We start from the raw sequence: 18,255 nt of genomic DNA on the forward strand, positions 1-18,255 counted from the left end.
GACGGCCGGGCACTGGATGCCGGCCTGTCCGCGATGCTAGAGAGTGGACTGGTTCCTGCGTCGAGGTGTTCCGCGTTGCTGTTTTTCACGATCTGGCCGCTGTTCGCGCTGATCTGCCTCGGCTTCTGGCTGGCGCGGCGCGGCTTTCCCGATCCCGGTTTCTGGCCGGCGGCCGAACGCCTCAACTATTTCCTCCTGTTCCCGGCGCTGCTGGTCTCCAGCCTGGTGGACGCGCCGGTGCGCGATCCGGCCATCCTGCGGCTCGGCGGGGCGGCGGTGGCCCTGATCTGCCTTGTCGCGGCGGTGCTGGCGGTGCTGCGCCGGTTGCGCCCGGTGCCGGCGGCGCGGTTCGGCCCGGCGCTGCAGGGCGTCATCCGGTTCAACACCTATCTCGGGCTGGCGATCACGGTCAGCCTGGCGGGACAGGACGGGGTGGGCCGGGCGGCGGTCTATCTCGCGGTGGCGGTTCCGCTGGTCAATCTGCTGTCCATCCTGGCGCTGACGGACGCGGAAGCGACACGGGCGCCGGGACTGCTGCTGCGGACGATCCTGCGCAATCCGCTGATCCTGGCCTGCATGGCGGGCATCGTGCTGGCGTTCACGGGCGTCGGGCTGCCCTTTGGCATCGGGCGCTTCCTGCACCTCGTCGCGCAGGCCAGCCTGCCGCTCGGTCTGCTGTGCGTCGGTGCCGCGCTGAAGCCGGAAACGCTGTCGCGCGACCTGCCGTCGCTGGCCGGAAACAGCGTCCTGCGGCTGCTGGCCATGCCGTTGCTGGCCGCGGCCACGGCGTCCGCCTTTTCGCTCGACGGCGTCGAGGCCGTGGTCCTCATCGTCTTCTCCGCCATTCCGACGGCGCCGACGGCCTACGTGCTGACCCGCCAGCTCAACGGCGATGGCGCGTTCATGGCCGGCCTGGTGACGGCGCAGACGCTGCTGGCCTTCGTGACGATTCCCCTGATGCTCATGCTGCTGGTGCCTTCCTGAAGCCAGGCGATCGGTGATGCTTTCTTGAAAGCACGTTCAATCGATCGGTTGACGCAACGTCAGGTCGTTTAGTATATTTGTATGCGTTGCATAAGCTCCTCGCACTTGTGCTTGTGTGAACAACGCCCGCCACCCGAATGCCCCACGGTGGCGGGCGTTTCCGCCTTGAATTTCAAGGTGATAAAAAATCTAATCACCTAATTTAGAAAATAGAGATTTATTTTGACTAGCATCCCGCCAAGTCGCAGAACTGCGAGGAGCGGGCAAGCATGAAGAAATTTCTCCAGGATCGTTCGGGCAACTTTTCTCTCGTTGCAGCCGTTGCAGCGGTCCCTCTCGTTTTCGCGGTCGGGCTGGGCGTCGAGTACAGCGACATCACGGCTGAAAAGGCCAAATTGCAGAACGCGCTCGACTCCGCCTCCCTGGCCGTGGCGCGCGAGGGCATCAAGCTCTCCAACGACATGGCCTACAAGATCGCGGACGAATATGTCCGGTCGAATTTCACCGGAGACATCAAGAGCGTCGCGGTCAACCGGACCGGCTACTCGGTGGCGGTTTCGGCGACCACGGAAAAGAAGCTGGCCTTCGGCACGATCATGGGCAACGAGACCTGGAAGATCGTCGGCCAGTCGGTGGCCGAGTATGCCCCGGCGCAATACGAGCTTTCGCTCGTGCTCGACACGACCGGTTCCATGGAGGGCGCCAAGCTCGCCGCCATGAAGGCCGCGGTCAACACGCTGATCGATGCGCTGTCGGTCCAGGTGACCAACAAGAGCGCCCTCAAGGTCGGCGTGGTGCCCTATGCCACCTTTGTCAACGTCGGGCCACAGTACGGGCCCCAGTTCGACAAGAACGGCAAGGTCGTCAACGGAACGGGCGCCGACTGGCTCGATACCAAGGGCAAGCTCGACTATCCGCAGGTGGACCTTCCGTCCGGGTTGAGCCGTTTCGAACTCTATGAGGCGCTTGGCTTCAAATGGCCCGGTTGCGTGGAGACGCGGCTGGACACCAAGAGCAACGACTATGCGCTGACCGACGCCGAAGCCATTTCGAGCGACAAGGATTCGCTGTTCGTTCCGACGTTCGCCATCGACGAGCCGGACGATACCTGGCCGAACGGGTTCCCGAAGTATCCCAACAACTACATCAAGTCGCCGGTGACCTTGCTGGACTCCGTCACGACGAGGATGGCGCGTTATGGCGTCATCAAGGTGGGCGGCCAATGGGTCAAGGATCCGCTGCTCGCGGTGAACCTCGATCCCTCGCCGTCGATCTTCTACTCCAACGAGTCCGATCCGAAGGGACCGGGATACGGTTGCGAGACCGAGCCGCTGCTGCCGCTGACAAGCGATCTCAACAAGGTGAAGAGCAAGGTCAGCGTGCTGAAGGCAAACGGCTCGACCAACATCACCGAGGGCGTCCTGTGGGGCTGGCGGACCCTGTCCGACCGGGAGCCGTTCAGCGAGGGGTCCGCCTCCAACCACGGGTCCCGCAAAATCATGATCGTCCTGACGGACGGAACCAACTCCTACGGCGTGCTGAACAACGACCTCAAGTCCGGTTACACCAGCACCGGCTACCTGGACGACAACCGGCTCGGCCCCAAGGTGTCGGGAACGGTCGACGCCACCACGCTGGCAATGAACGCGCAGACGCTGACGGCCTGCACGAATGCGAAGAATGACGGCGTCGAGATCTTCACGATCCGGCTGGAAGAGCCGAACATGGCGACCGGGACGCTGCTGCAGAGCTGCGCCAGCGGCAACGACCATTTCTTCGACAGCCCGAACCACGACCAGTTGGAATCGATCTTCAGGGAGATCAAGGACAAGCTGGTGACCGTTCGCCTGGCGTCCTGACCGGCTGGCAGCCGCCAAAGCGGGATCGCGCCCGCATCCGGAATGAAGAACCGCGGGGTCCGTCCCCGCGGTTCTTTTTTGCCCTCAACGGCACCATCCGCAGGGCAGCCGGGCCAGCCGGGAAAGACCCTCAGGCGGATGGCCCGGCACAAGTCCCAGGGGCGGCTCCTGACCGGACGGTCAGAAAATCGACCCCGGAGGCCCGGTTCAATTTAAATGTAACTAATTTATAACCTGCCTTTTACAATTTCCTGCTACCGAGATCCTGCTGGTCGCGACTGCATCTGTCGCGCGCATGACGCATCACCAGCCGCCAGCGCCCTGGCATGCTCTTCCGTTTCGCAGATGCACGTTCGGTTTTTTCCATGTCCCAGTCCAAGCAGAAGCCCGGTGCCGGTTCGGCGCTGGGTCGTTTCCTGACCATCCGCATGAGCGCCATCCTGGCGTCGCTCGTCATCTTCGCCGCGATCGCATCGCTGGTCGGAATAGGGCGGTATGCGGAAAGCCAAACGCAGATCGGCAGCAATGATTTCAAGCGGATCGTCGAGAACAAGGATCTCGTCGCGGATGTCCTGCCGCCGCCGTCCTACGTGATCGAGGCCTATATCCACGTGCTCGCCGCCGCGGCCGAGCCGGAAACGGCCGCCGCGAACCTGACGGAATTCAAGGAGCACAAGGCGGAGTATCTGCAGCGGATCGATTTCTGGCGGCAATCGTCGATCGATCCGCATATCAAGGGCCATCTTCTCAATGAATCGCCGGACGCGCTGGAGCCGTTCTGGACGGAAGCGGAAGGCACGCTGTTCCCGATGCTGATGGCGCCTGGGCCCAAGGACGCCAGCACCATCAAGGCATCGCTGGACCGCATCTCGGCGGCTTTCGAGGCCCATCGCGCCGTCGTCGAGGAAATCGTCGCCAACGCGGCGAAAGCGGAGAAGCAGATCCAGGCCGACGTGGCTGCCGAGATGGACTGGATCCTTCTCCTTGAAGTGGCGGTCGTGACCGCGACGCTGCTGGTCCTGTGCGGGCTGATCTTCGGCATGTTCCGACGCGTCATCCGCCCGCTCGACCGGATTTCGACCTATACGAGCCACCTGGCTGCCGGCAGCGAGGAAGGCGAGGTGCCGTTCCTTGACCGCAGCGACGAGATCGGCTCGCTGGCCCGTTCGGTCCGCGTGTTCAAGGACGCCTCGGCCGACAACCTGGAACGCCAGCAGCAGATCGCCGCGGAGCGCGAGGAAAACGCCCGTATCCGCCAGCAGGCCGACGCCCAGGTGCTGGCGCAGGCCAAGGCGACGACGGACGCGATCGAGAAGCTTGGCGATGCCCTGCGCACGCTGGCCGACGGCGACCTGACCTCGACAATCGACGTGGATTTCCACCCAGACTTCGAAGGGTTGCGGCATGACTTCAACCACTCGGTCGCGAAGCTGCACACCGCGCTCCAGGCCGTTGCCGCCAATGGCCACATGATCAACGGTGCCTCGCGCGAACTGCTCGCCGCCTCCGACAACCTGTCGCAGCGCACCGAGCGCCAGGCATCGGCGGTCGAACAGACGGCGGCGGCCATCGAGCAGGTGACGAAATCGGTCTCCTCGGCGGCCGAGAACGCCGAGCAGGCCGGACGCATCGTCCGCCATACCGGCCAGGCGGCCGAGAAAGCCGGCGAAGTGGTCCGCAAGGCGGTGGCGGCAATGGGCGACATCGAATCGGCGTCGCGCAGCATCAGCAACATCATCGCGATCATCGACGAGGTCGCCTTCCAGACCAACCTGCTGGCCCTGAATGCCAGCGTGGAGGCGGCGCGCGCCGGCGAGGCGGGCAAGGGCTTCTCGGTGGTCGCCCAGGAAGTGCGTGAACTCGCCCAGCGCTCGGCCGCACAGGCCAAGGAGATCAAGACGCTGATCGCCAATTCCAACGAGCTGGTGACCACGGGTGCCGATCTTGTCGGGGAAACCGGGCGCACGCTGGAAACCATCGTTTCGGAAGTCCGCAACGTGGATGCCAACGTCTCGTCCATCGTCACGGCGGTGAAGGAACAGGCGCTGTCGCTCAACGAGATCAACCGGGCGATCGCCGATATCGACACCAACACGCAGCAGAACGCGTCGATGGCCGAAGAGGCGACGGCCGCCAGCCACAGCCTGGCCGGCGAGGTCGATGCGCTGTCGCAGATGATCGGGCAGTTCCGTCTTGGCGGAGAGACGAGGCGCGCTGGCGGCGAACGCAAGGCCGAACCGGTCCGCGAGCCTGCGCGCCGCGCCGCGCCGCGCATTGTCGGAAACACCGCCCTGAAAGAGGAGGGCTGGGAGGAGTTCTGATCGCCCCTCCCGCGCTTCTTTCTCAAGCCTGACAGGAGACTTCCATGCTCAACGTCATCACGTTCCGGCTTGGCCGGGAACTGTTCAGTGTCAACGTGAAGAACGTCCGCGAAATCCGCGGCAGGATGGCGATTTCACCGCTCGCGCATGCGCCCCGGCACGTCATCGGGATCATCGAGCTGCGCGGGCAGGTGATCCCCGTCATCGATGTCGGCCGGCGGCTCGGCCTGACCGATGCGGCGCCGGGCGCCGAAGGGGCGGTCATCATCGTCACGGAATGCCAGGGCAAGATGACCGGCCTGCTGGTGCAGGACGTGACCGACATGCTGACCGTGGACGAAGCGAACATCAAGCCGGTGCCGGCGACCTGCGACGGCCCCATCGATCCGTCGCTGTCCTCGATCCTCGTGTTCGACACCCACCTCATCACCCACCTCGACCTGGCCGGTCTCGTCGGCGGGTCGCAGGCGCTGGCGGCCTGAGCGGGCGCGACCCCGGTCAGGCGTCGCCGGCGACGGCTTTCGTCTTGTCCAGCACCATGCGGATGAAGTTCTCGCGTCCCATGGCATCGGCCTGGGGCCGGTTCGGCACCTCGACGCTGATCGTGATGCCCTCCGGCAGGCGGGCGACGATGGGGGCGAAGTCGATGCCGCCGTCGCCCGGCGCGAGCCGGGCCTGGCGGGCGATGTGGATCATGCCGGCATCCGACGGATCGTAGGGCACCAGTCCGTCGCAGAACTGGACGTAGTTCATCATCGAGGCGGGCAGGGCGGCGAGATCCTCCAGCGTGGAGGACGAGCGGTCGAAGTGCAGGGTGTCGAACAGGATGGCGGCAGAGGGGCTGGCCGCGGCCTCCACCATGCGGCGGGCGGAGCGGATATCCTTGACGCCGGTCCACGGCATGAATTCCAGATCGGCGCTGAAGCCGTAGGGCTCGACCCGCCGGCACAGATTGCCGTAGGCGTCGGTGGCGCGCGCCTCGTCGGCATCGTCGACCGCGACGAGGATGTGTTTCGCGCCCAGCAGCGCGATGCGGTCGAGGAAGGGATCGAAGCGGGCGAGATCGGTGTCCGGCTTCAGGCGGATCATCTCGGCGTCGGCCATGGTGACGCCGGTATCGGCCATGGCCGCCTTCACCTCCGCGACGAGCCGGTCGTCGCCCATCAGGTCGGCCAGCGGTTCGTCGGCGGCCGGCAGCAGGCGGAAACTCACCATGTCATAGCCGCAGGCGGCGGCGAGCCTGACGGCGGCGACGGGATCGGCCCCGTTGCCGGTGAGATAGGCCATGGAATAGCGGTGGGGCATCACGTCCTCACTTGAGCGGGGAGATCGCCAGCGGCATGGCGACGGTCGAAGTCATGTCCGTGGTCAGCCAGTCCGGCCCGCCCTTCGGCGGCCACTTGCCGTCGGCGACGGACTGCGCCCGCGCCTTCGCCCGGTCCTCCAGGGACGCATAGGGCCAGATCTGGGTGAGGCGCGGCGCGCCGTCGAGCGAATACATGGCGACGGTCATCTTCGAATAGGCAAGGCGCTCCGGGATGGCCGCTTCCCATTTTTCCATCGTCGGCATCAGGCCGTTGACCTTCATGGTGTAGCTGCGGATCTCGTAGACCGGGCCGAAGCTGCCGGTCTCGACCGGCGGGAGGAAATCGAGCGGCCGGTAACTGTCGAGGCTCATGCCGGTCAGCAGATCTGCGCAGCCGAAGGGGTTGGACGAGCGCAACACGCGCTCGCGCTCGGCCAGCAGGTCTTCATGGCTGTCGAAGCCGCGCAGCAGGATCACCTTGTTCAGCGCGCCGATATCGTTGCCCCAGGCGCCCAGCAGACGGCCCCTGGCGTCCGGGGCGGCGGTGAAGGCCTCGATGGCGGGCGCGGCCCTGGGGCCGCCGAAGATCACGGTGTCAAGCGTGGCGAGTTCGTAGAATTTCATTGTTTCTCTCCGTCTGGTCGGGGGTGGCGGCGCCGGCGACCGGCAGGCCGGCCATGTGGCGCGCGGCGATGTAGCCGAATGTCATGGCGGGACCGAGCGTGATGCCGCCGGAGGGATAGTTGCCGCCGAAGATGGATGCCATGTCGTTGCCGGCAGCGTAGAGGCCGGGAACCGGGCGGTTGTCTCCGTCGAGAACGCGGGCAAGGGCATCCGTTTCGAGGCCGGCGAACGTGCCGAGGCTGCCCGGCACCAGGCGCACGGCATGGAACGGGCCTTTGTCCAGGGGGCCTAGCGCCGGGTTCGGGCCATGGGTGGCATCGCCCTGGATGCGGTTGTAGGGCGAGCGGCCGCGTCCGAATTCCGGGTCTTCGCCGGCCGCGGCATGGCCATTGAAGCGGGCGACCGTTTCGGCCAGGGCGTCCGCGGGAAGGCCGCAGGCGGCGGCGAGGTCCGCCAGCGTGCGGCCGGATTTCAGGTAGCCGCAGGCCTCGTAGGGGCGCAGCGGGAACGGAAAGGGCTTTGCCCAGCCGAGGCCGAAGCGCCGCTGCGCGCGGTGGTCGGCAATGAGCCAGCATTCCGGCCTGGCGCCGGAAGGGGTGGCGGCAAAGAGCGCCTTCATGAAATCGTGGTAGCTGTCGGCCTCGTTGACGAAGCGGCGGCCATCGGGCGTGACGGCGATGACGCCGGGCTTGGCGCGCTCCACCAGGTGCGGGAAGCGGGCCTGGCCGCCATCCTTCAGCGGCACCAGCGAGACCGGGCACCAGGCGCCGGGATTGGCGTAGTCTCCGGTGACATGGCCGCCGCCTGTCTCGCCGAGGCGGATCCCGTCGCCCGTGTTGGACGCCGGGGCGGCGGAATGATGGCCGGTGCCATCGGGGGCATGATCGAAGAGCGCGGCAATGCGGTCGCGGTCGTGCGGGAAGCCGCCGGTGGCGAGCACGACGCCCTTGCGGGCCGTGACATCGACGGGCGTGCCGTCTCGCTCGATGCGGGCCCCGGTGACGCGGCCGCCGTCGCGGTGGAGCGCCGTGACCGGGGTGTTTTCCATCAGCGTGACGCCGAGATCGAGCGCGCTTCGCATCAGCCGCGCGATCAGCGCGTTGCCGTTGACGAGCTGCATGGCGCGGCCGTGGAGGGCGAGATCGCGGCCGTGGCGCAGGAGCCGCTTCATGACGTGGGCCGCCGAGCGCGGATCGCGGGTGGCGTTGAAGAAATGGGCCATGTCGGCGCCGGCGGAAATGCCCATGCCGGCAAGGCTGACGAGATCGAGCGGCGGTTTCAGGCGTGCGATGTCGGGGCCGAGGGCGCGTCCGTCATAGGCGCGGGCGCAGATGGAGCGGCCGCCCTTCGCGCTGCCCGGCGTATCGTGGAAATCCGGGATGCGGTTGCCGTCGATCCATTCGACGGCCGTGTGCTCCTCGAAAAAGGACACCATCCCGGGGCCGTTGGCGAGAAAGGCGGGGATGCGCGGGTCCGAGATCCGGTTGCCCAGTTCGCTCGCCAGGTAGGCCAGCGGTTCGTCCTCGCCTTCCTCGATGCCGGCGCGGCGCGCGAGCGGATTGCGCGGGATCCACAGCCAGCCGCCGGACCAGGCCGTCGTGCCGCCGAAGGCCGGTTCCTTTTCGGCGACGATGACCGAGAGCCCGTGAAAGGCAGCAGCCACGGCACTGGCGAGCCCGCCGGCACCCGATCCGGCGACGAGCACGTCGCAATCGATCCGGCGTGCCGGGGCAGGGCTCATCGCGCCCTGCCTGCCGCGGCCTGCTGCGTGGCTTCGAAGAAGTGCGAGGCGCGGGTGGCAAGCGCGATCTCGTCGGCGGCCTCCTGGAGGGCGGGCGCCATGCGGGCCATGTAGTCGGGTGTGACACGCACGGCGGGGCCGGCAATGGACAGGCATCCGATCACGTGGCCGTCGTCCGGGTGGCGGATGGGAACCGCCATGGCGGCCATGCCGACGGTGTAGGAATCGACGGCGACGGAATAGCCGCGCGCGCGGTCCTCGGCGAGCCGTTCCAGCAGTTCGGAAATCGTGCGCGGTGCGGTCGGACCCGGTTCGAAGGGCGGGACAAGCCCCTGTTCGGCGACCATCTGCAGCGCTTCCTCGTCGCTGACCGCGGACAGCCAGGCATGACCACCGGCACTGCAGGCAAGGTGGACGACCTGGCCCTGCTCGGCGTTGGGATCGTAGCGAAGGCCGCCGGTGGCCCCCTGCGACACACCCACCCAGACGAGGTTCCGACCATCGACGACGGACAGACGGATCAGTTCGCCCGACTGGCGGGCGAGCCGGTCGAGGATCGGCTGGGCAATGTCGGTGACGCCCAACTGGCCAAGAAAGCCGAGGCCGAGGGCCGCCAGCTTGATCGTCAGCGTGTATTCGCCCTGCGAGCGGACCTGGCGCACGTAGCCGAATTTCGCCAGCTCGTTGAGCAGGCGATGGGCGGCGCTGACCGGCAGGTCGAGATCGGCGGAAATCGCGCTGACCGTCAAGCCGGCAGGATTGCGCGCGAGCAGCTCGATAATGGCAAGGGACCGTTCCAGAACACCGCTCATGCCATGGCCTCCACCGGCCGGGTGGCAAGACCGTCGGCATCGAAGCGCAGGCGCATGCCGGATGCGGAGGACGCCTTGATGGCATCGATGACGGCAAGATTGCGGGCGCCGTCCAGCGCGGAACACCGTGGCTCAGCGGTGCCGGCGATCACGTCGCCGAAATGCCTGACCTGGGCGATGTAGGAATCGGCGGCGGTGACCGTTTCCCTGGCCGACTGCATCTCGTCGTACCAGGTCTTCTCGCCCGGATGGGTCCAGACCGCGAGATCGGGCAGGGACAGACCGGCCGCCGATCCGGCGAAGAAATGCGACTGCACCTTGTGGGCGGGGAAGCGGGCGAGGTTTTCTCCCGCGGAGATGTCCCAGGCCCAGGGGCCGCAGGCCGCATCGGAAACGCTGAGCGTGACGACGCCGCCATCGCGGAAGGTCAGGATGGCCCCGGCGGTATCCTCCACCTCCAGGCCGCGTTCGCGGTTCGAGGTGATGCCGGTGACGGTCTCGATCTCGCCGAAAAGGAAGCGCAGCAGGTCGATCTCGTGGATCATGTTGATCAGCAGCGGTCCGCCGACACCGGGCGTGCGGCGCCATTCCACGTCGAAGTAGGCGTCTTCCTTGCGCAGCGAGCACAGAACCGAGCCCTGGACCAGGTGTCCGAAGCGCGCGCTTGCAACCAGGTCACGGGCCTTCAGGATGATCGGGTTGAAGCGGCGGTGGTGGCCGGTCATGACCGGCACGCCCGCCGCGGTCATCGCCGCCAGCAGGCGGCGCGCCTCGGCAACCGTCGTCGCGACCGGCTTTTCCACGATGGCCGGGATGCCGGCCTCGACAGTACGCACGGCCAAGTCGACATGGCTTTCGTTCGGTGTCGCGATGACGACGCCATCCGGGCGCTCGTCCAGCATGGCGTCGAAGCCGGCGTAGAGGCGGGTCCCATACCTGGCCGCGACCTCCTGGCCGTTCGGTCCCGGCTCGACGATACCGGATATGGTGAAGCCCTCGGCCGCCGCGATCGCGTCGAGATGCGTACGCCCGATGATGCCGGCGCCGACAACGGCGATTGTCCTGTCTGCCACGATCGTCTCCTCCCGAATTCCGCTGCCTGGCTCGGCGGATTCCATCCACGCATACCAGCATTTTCCAAATTTGGGAAAGAATTTTCGTTGTTGAAAGGCTTTCCAGTTTTTGATATCCATTCTGGACAGGCTGAAATGCAGCCGCAAGCCTTGGGAGGGGCGATTGCGCCGTCACGCCATGCACAGCATCGGACATGTGAGCGAATGGATCGGGTCATGACCCCGGCCAATCGTACTCTTGCCGATCTTCCCGATGGTGCGGCCTTCGATGTCGCCGTGCTCGGGGCGGGGGCTGCCGGCATGGCAGCCGCGGTGTTCGCTGCCGTTGACGGTGCGCGGGTCCTACTTGTCGAGCGGACGGAACATGTCGGCGGTACGTCGGCCTACTCGGCGGCCACGGCCTGGATCCCCAACACGCGCCACGCGGAGGCCATCGGGGCGGACGACAGTCTCGAGAAGGCGCGCGGGTTCCTGAACCGCGTCGTCGGCAACCGGTCACCCTCTGCCATGCGCGATGCCTTCCTGGAGGCCGGTCCCGCGGCGATCGACACGCTGGAGGATCGCGCCGGCGTCCATTTCCGCGCGCGGCCCTTCCATCCCGACTACCTGCATGAGGTCGAAGGATCGACGTCCTTCGGGCGCGCGCTGGAGCCGCTGCCGTTCGATGCGAGCATTCTCGGCGACGACCTGCAGCTGATCCGTCCGACCATTCCCGAATTCACGATCCTCGGTGGCCTCCTGGTCGACCGCGATGACATCGCGCATCTCCTGAAGATGACGAGTTCGCTGAAATCGCTGGCCTATTCCATGCGGCTGATCGGTTCCTACTACGTCCAGAAGGCACGTCACGGGCGCGGCACGCGGCTGGTGATGGGCAACGCGCTGATCGGGCAGTTGCTGGCGGCGGCGCGCCGCCACGGCGTGACCATCGCGACCGAGACGGACGTCACGGCGTTCAATGGTCCGGAGCACGCGGTGACCGGCGTCACGCTGCGTCAGAATGGCCTGGAGCGGTCCGTCACGGTGGCCGGTGGGGTCATCCTGGCGAGTGGCGGCTTCACGCGTCATCCGACGCGGCGTGGCGAAATGCTGCCGGCACCGCTCGCGGCCAACAGCCCGTCCGCGCCGGGCCATACGGGCGCCCTGCACGACCTGGCTCTGGCGAAGGGCGCGGTTTACGGTACGGGCGCGGCCTCGAACGTCTACTGGGCGCCGTGCTCGGTGCGCAAGCGCCCCGATGGCACGACGGCCGTGTTCCCGCATTTCGTCCTCGACCGGTCCAAGCCGGGTACCTTAGCGGTCGGCCGTGACGGGCGGCGCTTCACCAACGAGAGCCGGTCCTACCATGAGTTCACGCTGGCCATGTACGCGGCCAACCGGGATGGCAGCCACATGCCGGTGTTCCTGGTGGCCGACGCCGGGACGCTGGCGAAATACGGTCTTGGCATGGTGCGTCCGGGCGGCAAGGGGCTGCAGCCCTATCTCGATGACGGCTACCTGGTGCAGGGCGCGACGCTGGGCGAACTGGCGGGCAAGCTCGGGATCGATGCTGCCGGACTGGAGGAAACCGCGGCCCGCATGAACCGGTTCGCCGAAACCGGCAAGGACGAGGATTTCCATCGCGGCGAGACGGTCTACGAGCGCGGCAACGGTGATGCGACGCATGTGCCGAACCCGACGCTGGGGCCGGTCCGGACCGCACCCTTCTACGCTGTGCGGCTGGAGCCGGGCGACATCGGCGCGGCGACCGGCCTGTCCTGCGATACCAATGCGCGGGTGCTGGATGGCGAGGGCCGTCCGATCGACGGGCTCTATGCCTGCGGCAATGACATGCAGTCGATCATGGGCGGCGTCTACCCGGGACCGGGCATCACCATCGGGCCGGGAATGACGTTCGGCTATCTGGCCGCGCGCCATGCCCGCGCGCGGGCGCAATCGGCCGGGGGCGGCAGCGCCCATGCGGCGGCCTGAGAGGAGGGCGAGGCGATGACGATCACGCTCGACGGCGCCACCCGCATCTTCCCGATTGTCGGCGATCCGATCGCGCAGGTGAAGTCGCCGGGGCTTCTCAGCGATATCCTGCAGGCGCGTGACGTCAATGCCGTCGTCATTCCGGCCCAGGTGCCGGTCGCGGACTTCGACCTCTACGTTCGCGCGCTGAAAAAGACGCAGAACATCGACGGCCTGGTCATCACCGTGCCGCACAAGTTCGCGGCGCTGGGGCAGTGCGATAGCGTCACGGAGCGCGCGCGGTTCGCCGGCTCGGTCAACGTGATGCGCCGGCTTGCCGACGGGACCTGGCACGGCGACAACACCGACGGCATGGGCTTTGCCGACGGCGTCGCGGCACGGGGCTTCGATCTCGCCGGCAAGCGCGCCCTGCTGGTGGGCTGTGGCGGCGCGGGTTCGGCGATCGCTTATGAAATCCTGGCGCGCGGGGCCGCGCATCTCGCCATTCACGATGCCGACGCGACACGGCGCGACCGGGTCATCGCGCGGCTTTCCGAGCGGTTTGCCGGCAAGGTGAGCGCCGGAAGCGCCGACCCGGCCGGTTTCGATTTCATCGGCAATGCCACGCCCATGGGCATGCGCGAAGGCGATCCGCTGCCCGTGGAGGCGAACAAGCTGGTCGCGGAGCAATTCTGCGGCTGCGTCATCACCAAGCCGGCCATTTCGCCCTGGCTGCAGATTGCCGGAACGAAAGGCTGCGGATTCATGCCGGGAACCGCCATGTTCGAGGCGCAGGCCGAACTGCTGGTCGACACGCTGCTCGGTACGGCCGGCGCGGCGCTGCAGGCGGCAGAAGGGGCAGTGGCATGACGTGGATAAAAGACAAATGCAGGTCGGCACTTGCCGCAAACGATCCGTCTCCGCAATCATAGAGGTGTGATCGCGGGTCGCGCCGGGTGGAGACGGCGCATTTCGGACACCCGCAATCGATTTGTTTCAAACGGGAGGAAACCATGATGAAACGCAGAACAGTCCTCGGCCTCACGGCCTCCGCCCTCATGCTCGGCGTGGCCTTCGCGCCCGCCCAGGCCGCCGACACGATGAAGATCGGCATGGTCGTCGAGCTTTCCGGCGGCGGCGCGCCGGCCGGCACCAACTTCCGCGATGGCGCACTGCTCGCCGCCAAGGAAATCAACGCGTCGGGCGGCGTCATGGGGCAGCAGCTTGAGATCAGCGAGTACGACACGGGGACCGACCCGCAGACGTCGCGCGCGCTGGTGCAGAAGGCCATCGACGAAGGCGCCTACAACATCTGGGGAACGGTCTATTCCTCGTCGACGATCGTCAACATGATGGTGGCCCAGCAGGCCGGCGTCCCGCAGATCACCGGGTCGGAAGCGCCGAACATCACCGCGCAGGGCAACCCCTACATCTTCCGCACGTCCTATGGCGCGCAGAAGGGCATCCCGGCGCTCACCGCCTATTTCAAGGACACGCTGGGCGCCAAGAAGGTGGCCGTGGCCTGGGTCAACAACGAGTTCGGCAAGGGCGGCCATGACGTCTTCGTCGGAGAGATGAAGAAGGCCGGCATCGACGTCGTCGCCGACATTCCGTCGGAAGCCGGTGCCGCCGATTTCGCGGCCGACGTGGCGCGGATCAAGGATTCCGGCGCTGACGCCGTCTTCGTCTACCTGCACGAGGAGGAATCCGCCCGCTTCCTGCGCGAAGCTTCCAAGCAGGCCGTCCAGGCCAAGCTCGTCGGCGAAGTGACGCTGACCGGCCAGAAGGTGATCGACCTTGCCGGCGACGCGGCAAACGGCGCCGTTGCCCATGTCGGCCTGACCGCCGATGCGCCGCTCGAGACCTTCAAGACCTTCAAGGCGGCCTTCGAGAAGGAATACAACCGTGCGCCGGACCACAATGCGCTGAAGGGCTACATCGGCGCCTACATCACCAAGTACGGCACCGAGAAGGCCGGCGCCGTCGACCAGGAAAAGTTCGCCAACACCATGCACGGGCTCTGCCTGAAGGCGGCGGAGTATCCGGGCATCCTCATGGACACCTGCTGGGATGACTCGGGCGAGATGTCGCGTCCGAGCTTCATGATCGAGGTGAAGGACGGCAAGCAGGTCGTGGGCGAAACCGTTCCGGCCAACTGATGACAGGCGGGAGGCGCCGGCCGGACCGGCGTCTCCCGTTTCCCAACCGGTAAGACACCATGGAACAATTCCTGCAGGTTCTCCTGTCGGGCCTTGCCACGGGCTCGATCTATGCGCTCGCCGCGATCGGCTTCACTCTGGTCTGGCAGGCGGCGCAGACGGTGAATTTCGCCCAGGGCGAATTCGTCATGCTGCCGGCCTTCTTCGTGCTGATCGCGATGAACTCCGGCCTGCCGCTGCCGCTGGCGCTGATCGTCGCGCTCGCCGTCTCGGTCTTCGTGCTCGGCTTCCTGTTCAAGAAGGCGATCGTGGAGCCGATGCAGAAGCACGGCAACGGTGGCGGCCTGTCGCTGATCATCGCGACCATGGCGCTGGCGATCTTCCTCAAGGAGAGCGTGAAGGAATTCTACGGCGCCGAGGCGCAGCCCTATCCGCCGCTGATCTCCGGCGGCACCTGGAACATCGGCGGGGCCATCGTGTCGGTGACCGACATCGCCCACCTGGCGATCTCGCTCGGCGTGGTGGTAGGCCTGACGTTGTTCCTGAACCGCACGCGGACGGGCCGGGCCATGCAGGCGACCGCGCAGAACCCGGCGGTGGCGGAGATCCTGGGCGTCGATACCAACCGCATGGTGCTCTATACATTCCTCATCAATGCCGCTCTGGCGTCGCTGGCCTCCTTCCTGATCACCCCGGTCTATCTCGCCAAGTTCTCCAATGGCGAATACCTCGGCCTCATCGCCTTCATCGCGGCGATCGTCGGCGGCTTCAACCAGATCCGCGGGGCGCTGGCCGGCGGGCTCCTGATCGGCGTGCTGGACAACATCACGGCGACCTACATCACCGCGGAATACCGCGCGGCGATCCCGCTGGTGCTGCTCATCGGCATCATCCTGTTCCGCCCGCAGGGCCTGCTCGGCACATCGGAAGGGAGGACCGTCTGATGAACGCCATTCCGAAATGGCTCTGGATCGCGCTCGGGCTGGCAGTGCTCATCGTCGCGCCGATCGGACAGGGCAACTATTTCACGCTGATCCTGTGTTCCTGGCTGATGTTCACCATCGCCGCCATGGGGCTGAACCTGACGCTCGGCTACGCCGGGCAGATCAGCCTGGCGCAGGCCTCCTTCATGGCCGTCGGCGCCTATATCACCGCGCTCCTGACGCTCAACGGGATCCACTGGATCGTCGCCATGCCGGCCGCCGTCGTGGCCTGCTTCTTCATCGGCCTGCTGGTCGGCTTCCCGGCGCTGCGCGTCAAGGGCCATTTCCTGGCCTTCGTGACGCTGGCGTTCAACACGCTGGTGGTGCTGGTGCTGCGCAACGAGGACTGGCTGACCGGCGGATCCTACGGCAAGTTCAACATGCCGCGGCCCGATTTCTGGATCTTCAACACGGCGCGCAAGTCGGACGTGCTGGGCATCGCGCTGTCGTCCAACCAGAAGATCTACTACCTGTGCCTGATCACCTTCGTCGTCTTCGCGGCGCTGATGTACGGCCTGATCCGCTCGCCCTGGGGCCGCGCGTTCAAGGGGCTGAGGGAAAACCCGATCCGGGCGGAGAGCCTCGGCCTCGACACCCGGCGCATCACGTTGCTCGCCTTTGCCATCGGATCGGCCGGCGGCGGGCTCGCGGGGTCGCTGATGTCGCCGGTGGTGCAGTTCATCGAGCCGAATTCCTTCGCGCTGGTGCATTCGCTGCGCATCCTGCTGATGGTCGTCGTCGGCGGCGCGGGCTATTTCTTCGGGCCGATGCTCGGGGCGGCGGTGGTGATCCTGCTGCCGGAGTTCCTGCGCTTCACCCAGGGCTACTATCTCATCCTCTACTCGGTCGCCGTCATCATTCTGATGGTCTATTCGCCGTCCGGGCTGATGGGGATCGGTGACCGCATCCTGTCGAAACTGCGCCCGCAGCGGGTGGTGCGCGGCGACATGAAGGAAGGAGCGCAGCTGTGAGCCAGACCGTTCTTTCCGTCTCGCACATCTCCAAGTCGTTCGGCGGCATCCACGCCGTGCGCGACGTCAGCTTCGAGGTTCAGAAGGGCGAGGTCCTCGGCCTGATCGGGCCGAACGGGTCGGGCAAGTCCACCCTGTTCAACTGCGTGCTCGGCCAGCTCCAGCCGAATGCCGGCGCCGTGACCGTCAAGGGGCAGTCCGTGTCCGGGATGCGCGCCTGCGATCTCAACAAGCTCGGTGTCGGGCGCACGTTCCAGCAATTGTCGGTCTTTCCGGAAATGACCGTCCTGGACAACATCATCCTGGCGGGCCAGGAACACCACGGCACCATGCTGTCGCGGCTGTTCGGCGCGCCGGACGCCGGCCTGACGGGCGAAGCGGACCGGATGATCGAGTTCTTCCGGCTGGGCCACCTGCGCGACGAGATGGCCGGGTCGCTGTCCTACGGCCAGCAGAAACTGCTCGACGCGGCCATGGCCTTCATGGCCGGGCCGGACCTCGTGCTGCTCGACGAGCCGGCCGGCGGGGTGAACCTCACCATGCTTGCCAACCTGAAGGAACGCCTGCAGACCTACAACCGGGAGCATGGCACGACGTTCGTGGTGATCGAGCACAACATGGAATTCGTCATGAGCCTGTGCACCCGCATCATCGTGCTGGCCGAGGGCGCGGTGATCGCGGAGGGGACGCCGGAGGAAATCCGGTCGAACAGCCAGGTCATCGACGCGTATCTGGGGGGCTGAGCCGTGCTGGAACTGAAAGACCTCTATGGCGGCTACGGCAAGATCACGATCCTGAACGGGGTTTCGTTCAAGATCCCCAAGGCCACCATCACCACGGTGATCGGGCCGAACGGGGCCGGCAAGTCGACCGTGTTCAAGGCGATCTTCGGCCTGCTGAACATCCACTCCGGGCAGATCCTGCTGGAGGGCCGGGACGTGACCGGGCAGAAGCCGCGCGACATGATCGGCCATGGCGTGACCTACGTGCCGCAGGGGCGCAACGTCGTGCCGCAGCTCTCCGTCTACCACAACCTGGAACTGGGCGGCATCACCGCCGACGACCAGGACCGGGTGAAGCAGCGCATCGAGGTGGTCATGGACCAGTTCCCGATGCTGCGGCAGTTCCGCGACCGCAAGGCCATCGAACTGTCGGGCGGCCAGCAGAAGCAGCTGGAAGTGGCCCGGGCGCTGCTGCTCGATCCCAAGCTGATCCTGATCGACGAACCGTCCATCGGCCTGTCGCCGAACCTCGTGCAGGAGGTGTTCCGCACGCTGCAGCGCCTGCGCGACGAGGGCGTGACGATCCTGATGGTGGAACAGAACGCCAAGGCGGCGCTGGCCATGTCCGACTTCGGCCTGGTGCTGGAACTCGGCCAGACGCGCATGCACGACAGGGCCGACACGCTGCTCAACGATCCCAAGGTCGGCCAGCTGTTCCTCGGCGGCCACATGGAAGAAACCGACTGACCC

General features: G+C 66.4%; 16 protein-coding genes. 11 read left to right on the top strand and 5 right to left on the bottom strand.

The window, feature by feature from the left end:
* Positions 1–75 precede the first annotated feature (75 nt).
* The 4 genes from CSC94_RS13440 (at position 76) to CSC94_RS13455 (ending at position 5,646) form a co-directional block, all read left to right on the top strand.
* The gene (locus CSC94_RS13440; RefSeq protein WP_099306861.1) at positions 76–984 is read left to right on the top strand and encodes an AEC family transporter; all 909 of its coding nucleotides are present in this window, start codon (positions 76–78) and stop codon (positions 982–984) included.
* Positions 985–1,253: 269 nt separating this feature from the next.
* Entirely contained in the window at positions 1,254–2,843 is a 1,590-nt protein-coding gene (locus tag CSC94_RS13445; protein ID WP_099306862.1) for a pilus assembly protein, read from the top strand.
* 365 nt (positions 2,844–3,208) lie between these two features.
* The gene (locus CSC94_RS13450; RefSeq protein WP_165784430.1) at positions 3,209–5,164 is read left to right on the top strand and encodes a methyl-accepting chemotaxis protein; all 1,956 of its coding nucleotides are present in this window, start codon (positions 3,209–3,211) and stop codon (positions 5,162–5,164) included.
* A 44-nt stretch (positions 5,165–5,208) separates the two neighbouring features.
* Positions 5,209–5,646, top strand: a complete 438-nt coding sequence (locus CSC94_RS13455) for a chemotaxis protein CheW (RefSeq protein ID WP_099306864.1) — start codon at positions 5,209–5,211, stop codon at positions 5,644–5,646.
* Between the two features lie 16 nt (positions 5,647–5,662).
* On the opposite strand, the gene CSC94_RS13460 is transcribed toward CSC94_RS13455, so the two are convergent.
* The 5 genes from CSC94_RS13460 to CSC94_RS13480 are packed head-to-tail and all read right to left on the bottom strand — an operon-like array spanning position 5,663 to position 10,720.
* On the bottom strand, positions 5,663–6,469 hold the full coding sequence (locus tag CSC94_RS13460) for a sugar phosphate isomerase/epimerase family protein (protein ID WP_099306865.1): 807 nt from the start codon (positions 6,467–6,469) through the stop codon (positions 5,663–5,665).
* Positions 6,470–6,476: 7 nt separating this feature from the next.
* Positions 6,477–7,094: an NIPSNAP family protein gene (locus tag CSC94_RS13465; RefSeq protein WP_099306866.1), complete on the bottom strand. Its 618-nt coding sequence runs from the start codon at positions 7,092–7,094 to the stop codon at positions 6,477–6,479.
* Positions 7,066–8,835, bottom strand: a complete 1,770-nt coding sequence (locus CSC94_RS13470; protein WP_099306867.1) for an FAD-dependent oxidoreductase — start codon at positions 8,833–8,835, stop codon at positions 7,066–7,068. The genes CSC94_RS13465 and CSC94_RS13470 overlap by 29 nt, the downstream gene beginning before the upstream one ends.
* Positions 8,832–9,647, bottom strand: a complete 816-nt coding sequence (locus tag CSC94_RS13475) for an IclR family transcriptional regulator (RefSeq protein ID WP_099306868.1) — start codon at positions 9,645–9,647, stop codon at positions 8,832–8,834. The genes CSC94_RS13470 and CSC94_RS13475 overlap by 4 nt, the downstream gene beginning before the upstream one ends.
* Complete coding sequence (locus CSC94_RS13480) at positions 9,644–10,720, bottom strand: Gfo/Idh/MocA family protein (protein ID WP_165784431.1); 1,077 nt, start codon at positions 10,718–10,720, stop codon at positions 9,644–9,646. The genes CSC94_RS13475 and CSC94_RS13480 overlap by 4 nt, the downstream gene beginning before the upstream one ends.
* A gap of 216 nt (positions 10,721–10,936) precedes the next feature.
* On the opposite strand from CSC94_RS13480, the gene CSC94_RS13485 reads away from it, so the two are divergent.
* The 7 genes from CSC94_RS13485 to CSC94_RS13515 all read left to right on the top strand — a co-directional run bounded on the left by CSC94_RS13485 (position 10,937) and on the right by CSC94_RS13515 (position 18,252).
* Entirely contained in the window at positions 10,937–12,691 is a 1,755-nt protein-coding gene (locus CSC94_RS13485; protein ID WP_099306913.1) for an FAD-dependent oxidoreductase, read from the top strand.
* Between the two features lie 15 nt (positions 12,692–12,706).
* Entirely contained in the window at positions 12,707–13,540 is an 834-nt protein-coding gene (locus tag CSC94_RS13490) for a shikimate dehydrogenase family protein (RefSeq protein ID WP_099306870.1), read from the top strand.
* A 146-nt stretch (positions 13,541–13,686) separates the two neighbouring features.
* Entirely contained in the window at positions 13,687–14,829 is a 1,143-nt protein-coding gene (locus tag CSC94_RS13495; RefSeq protein ID WP_099306914.1) for an ABC transporter substrate-binding protein, read from the top strand.
* A 59-nt stretch (positions 14,830–14,888) separates the two neighbouring features.
* Positions 14,889–15,773 carry a branched-chain amino acid ABC transporter permease gene (locus CSC94_RS13500; RefSeq protein WP_099306871.1) on the top strand — a complete coding sequence of 295 codons (885 nt, stop codon included), beginning with the start codon at positions 14,889–14,891 and terminating at the stop codon, positions 15,771–15,773.
* Positions 15,773–16,783 carry a branched-chain amino acid ABC transporter permease gene (locus CSC94_RS13505; protein WP_165784432.1) on the top strand — a complete coding sequence of 337 codons (1,011 nt, stop codon included), beginning with the start codon at positions 15,773–15,775 and terminating at the stop codon, positions 16,781–16,783. Before CSC94_RS13500 ends, CSC94_RS13505 begins: the two co-directional genes overlap by 1 nt.
* Positions 16,780–17,526 carry an ABC transporter ATP-binding protein gene (locus CSC94_RS13510; RefSeq protein WP_099306873.1) on the top strand — a complete coding sequence of 249 codons (747 nt, stop codon included), beginning with the start codon at positions 16,780–16,782 and terminating at the stop codon, positions 17,524–17,526. The genes CSC94_RS13505 and CSC94_RS13510 overlap by 4 nt, the downstream gene beginning before the upstream one ends.
* Before the next feature lie 3 nt (positions 17,527–17,529).
* The gene (locus tag CSC94_RS13515) at positions 17,530–18,252 is read left to right on the top strand and encodes an ABC transporter ATP-binding protein (protein ID WP_099306874.1); all 723 of its coding nucleotides are present in this window, start codon (positions 17,530–17,532) and stop codon (positions 18,250–18,252) included.
* Positions 18,253–18,255 lie beyond the last annotated feature (3 nt).

Origin of the sequence: Zhengella mangrovi (assembly GCF_002727065.1) — a bacterium.
GTDB classification, from domain to species: domain Bacteria; phylum Pseudomonadota; class Alphaproteobacteria; order Rhizobiales; family Rhizobiaceae; genus Zhengella; species Zhengella mangrovi.

Excerpts from the sequence above, each read along its gene's own strand:
- CSC94_RS13490 (WP_099306870.1), top strand. The coding sequence starts at position 12,707 with ATGACGATCACGCTCGACGGCGCCACCCGCATCTTCCCGATTGTCGGC.
- CSC94_RS13465 (WP_099306866.1), bottom strand. The coding sequence starts at position 7,094 with ATGAAATTCTACGAACTCGCCACGCTTGACACCGTGATCTTCGGCGGC.
- CSC94_RS13455 (WP_099306864.1), top strand. The coding sequence starts at position 5,209 with ATGCTCAACGTCATCACGTTCCGGCTTGGCCGGGAACTGTTCAGTGTC.
- CSC94_RS13505 (WP_165784432.1), top strand. The coding sequence starts at position 15,773 with ATGAACGCCATTCCGAAATGGCTCTGGATCGCGCTCGGGCTGGCAGTG.
- CSC94_RS13500 (WP_099306871.1), top strand. The coding sequence starts at position 14,889 with ATGGAACAATTCCTGCAGGTTCTCCTGTCGGGCCTTGCCACGGGCTCG.
- CSC94_RS13485 (WP_099306913.1), top strand. The coding sequence starts at position 10,937 with ATGACCCCGGCCAATCGTACTCTTGCCGATCTTCCCGATGGTGCGGCC.
- CSC94_RS13445 (WP_099306862.1), top strand. The coding sequence starts at position 1,254 with ATGAAGAAATTTCTCCAGGATCGTTCGGGCAACTTTTCTCTCGTTGCA.
- CSC94_RS13475 (WP_099306868.1), bottom strand. The coding sequence starts at position 9,647 with ATGAGCGGTGTTCTGGAACGGTCCCTTGCCATTATCGAGCTGCTCGCG.
- CSC94_RS13495 (WP_099306914.1), top strand. The coding sequence starts at position 13,687 with ATGAAACGCAGAACAGTCCTCGGCCTCACGGCCTCCGCCCTCATGCTC.
- CSC94_RS13450 (WP_165784430.1), top strand. The coding sequence starts at position 3,209 with ATGTCCCAGTCCAAGCAGAAGCCCGGTGCCGGTTCGGCGCTGGGTCGT.
- CSC94_RS13470 (WP_099306867.1), bottom strand. The coding sequence starts at position 8,835 with ATGAGCCCTGCCCCGGCACGCCGGATCGATTGCGACGTGCTCGTCGCC.
- CSC94_RS13460 (WP_099306865.1), bottom strand. The coding sequence starts at position 6,469 with ATGCCCCACCGCTATTCCATGGCCTATCTCACCGGCAACGGGGCCGAT.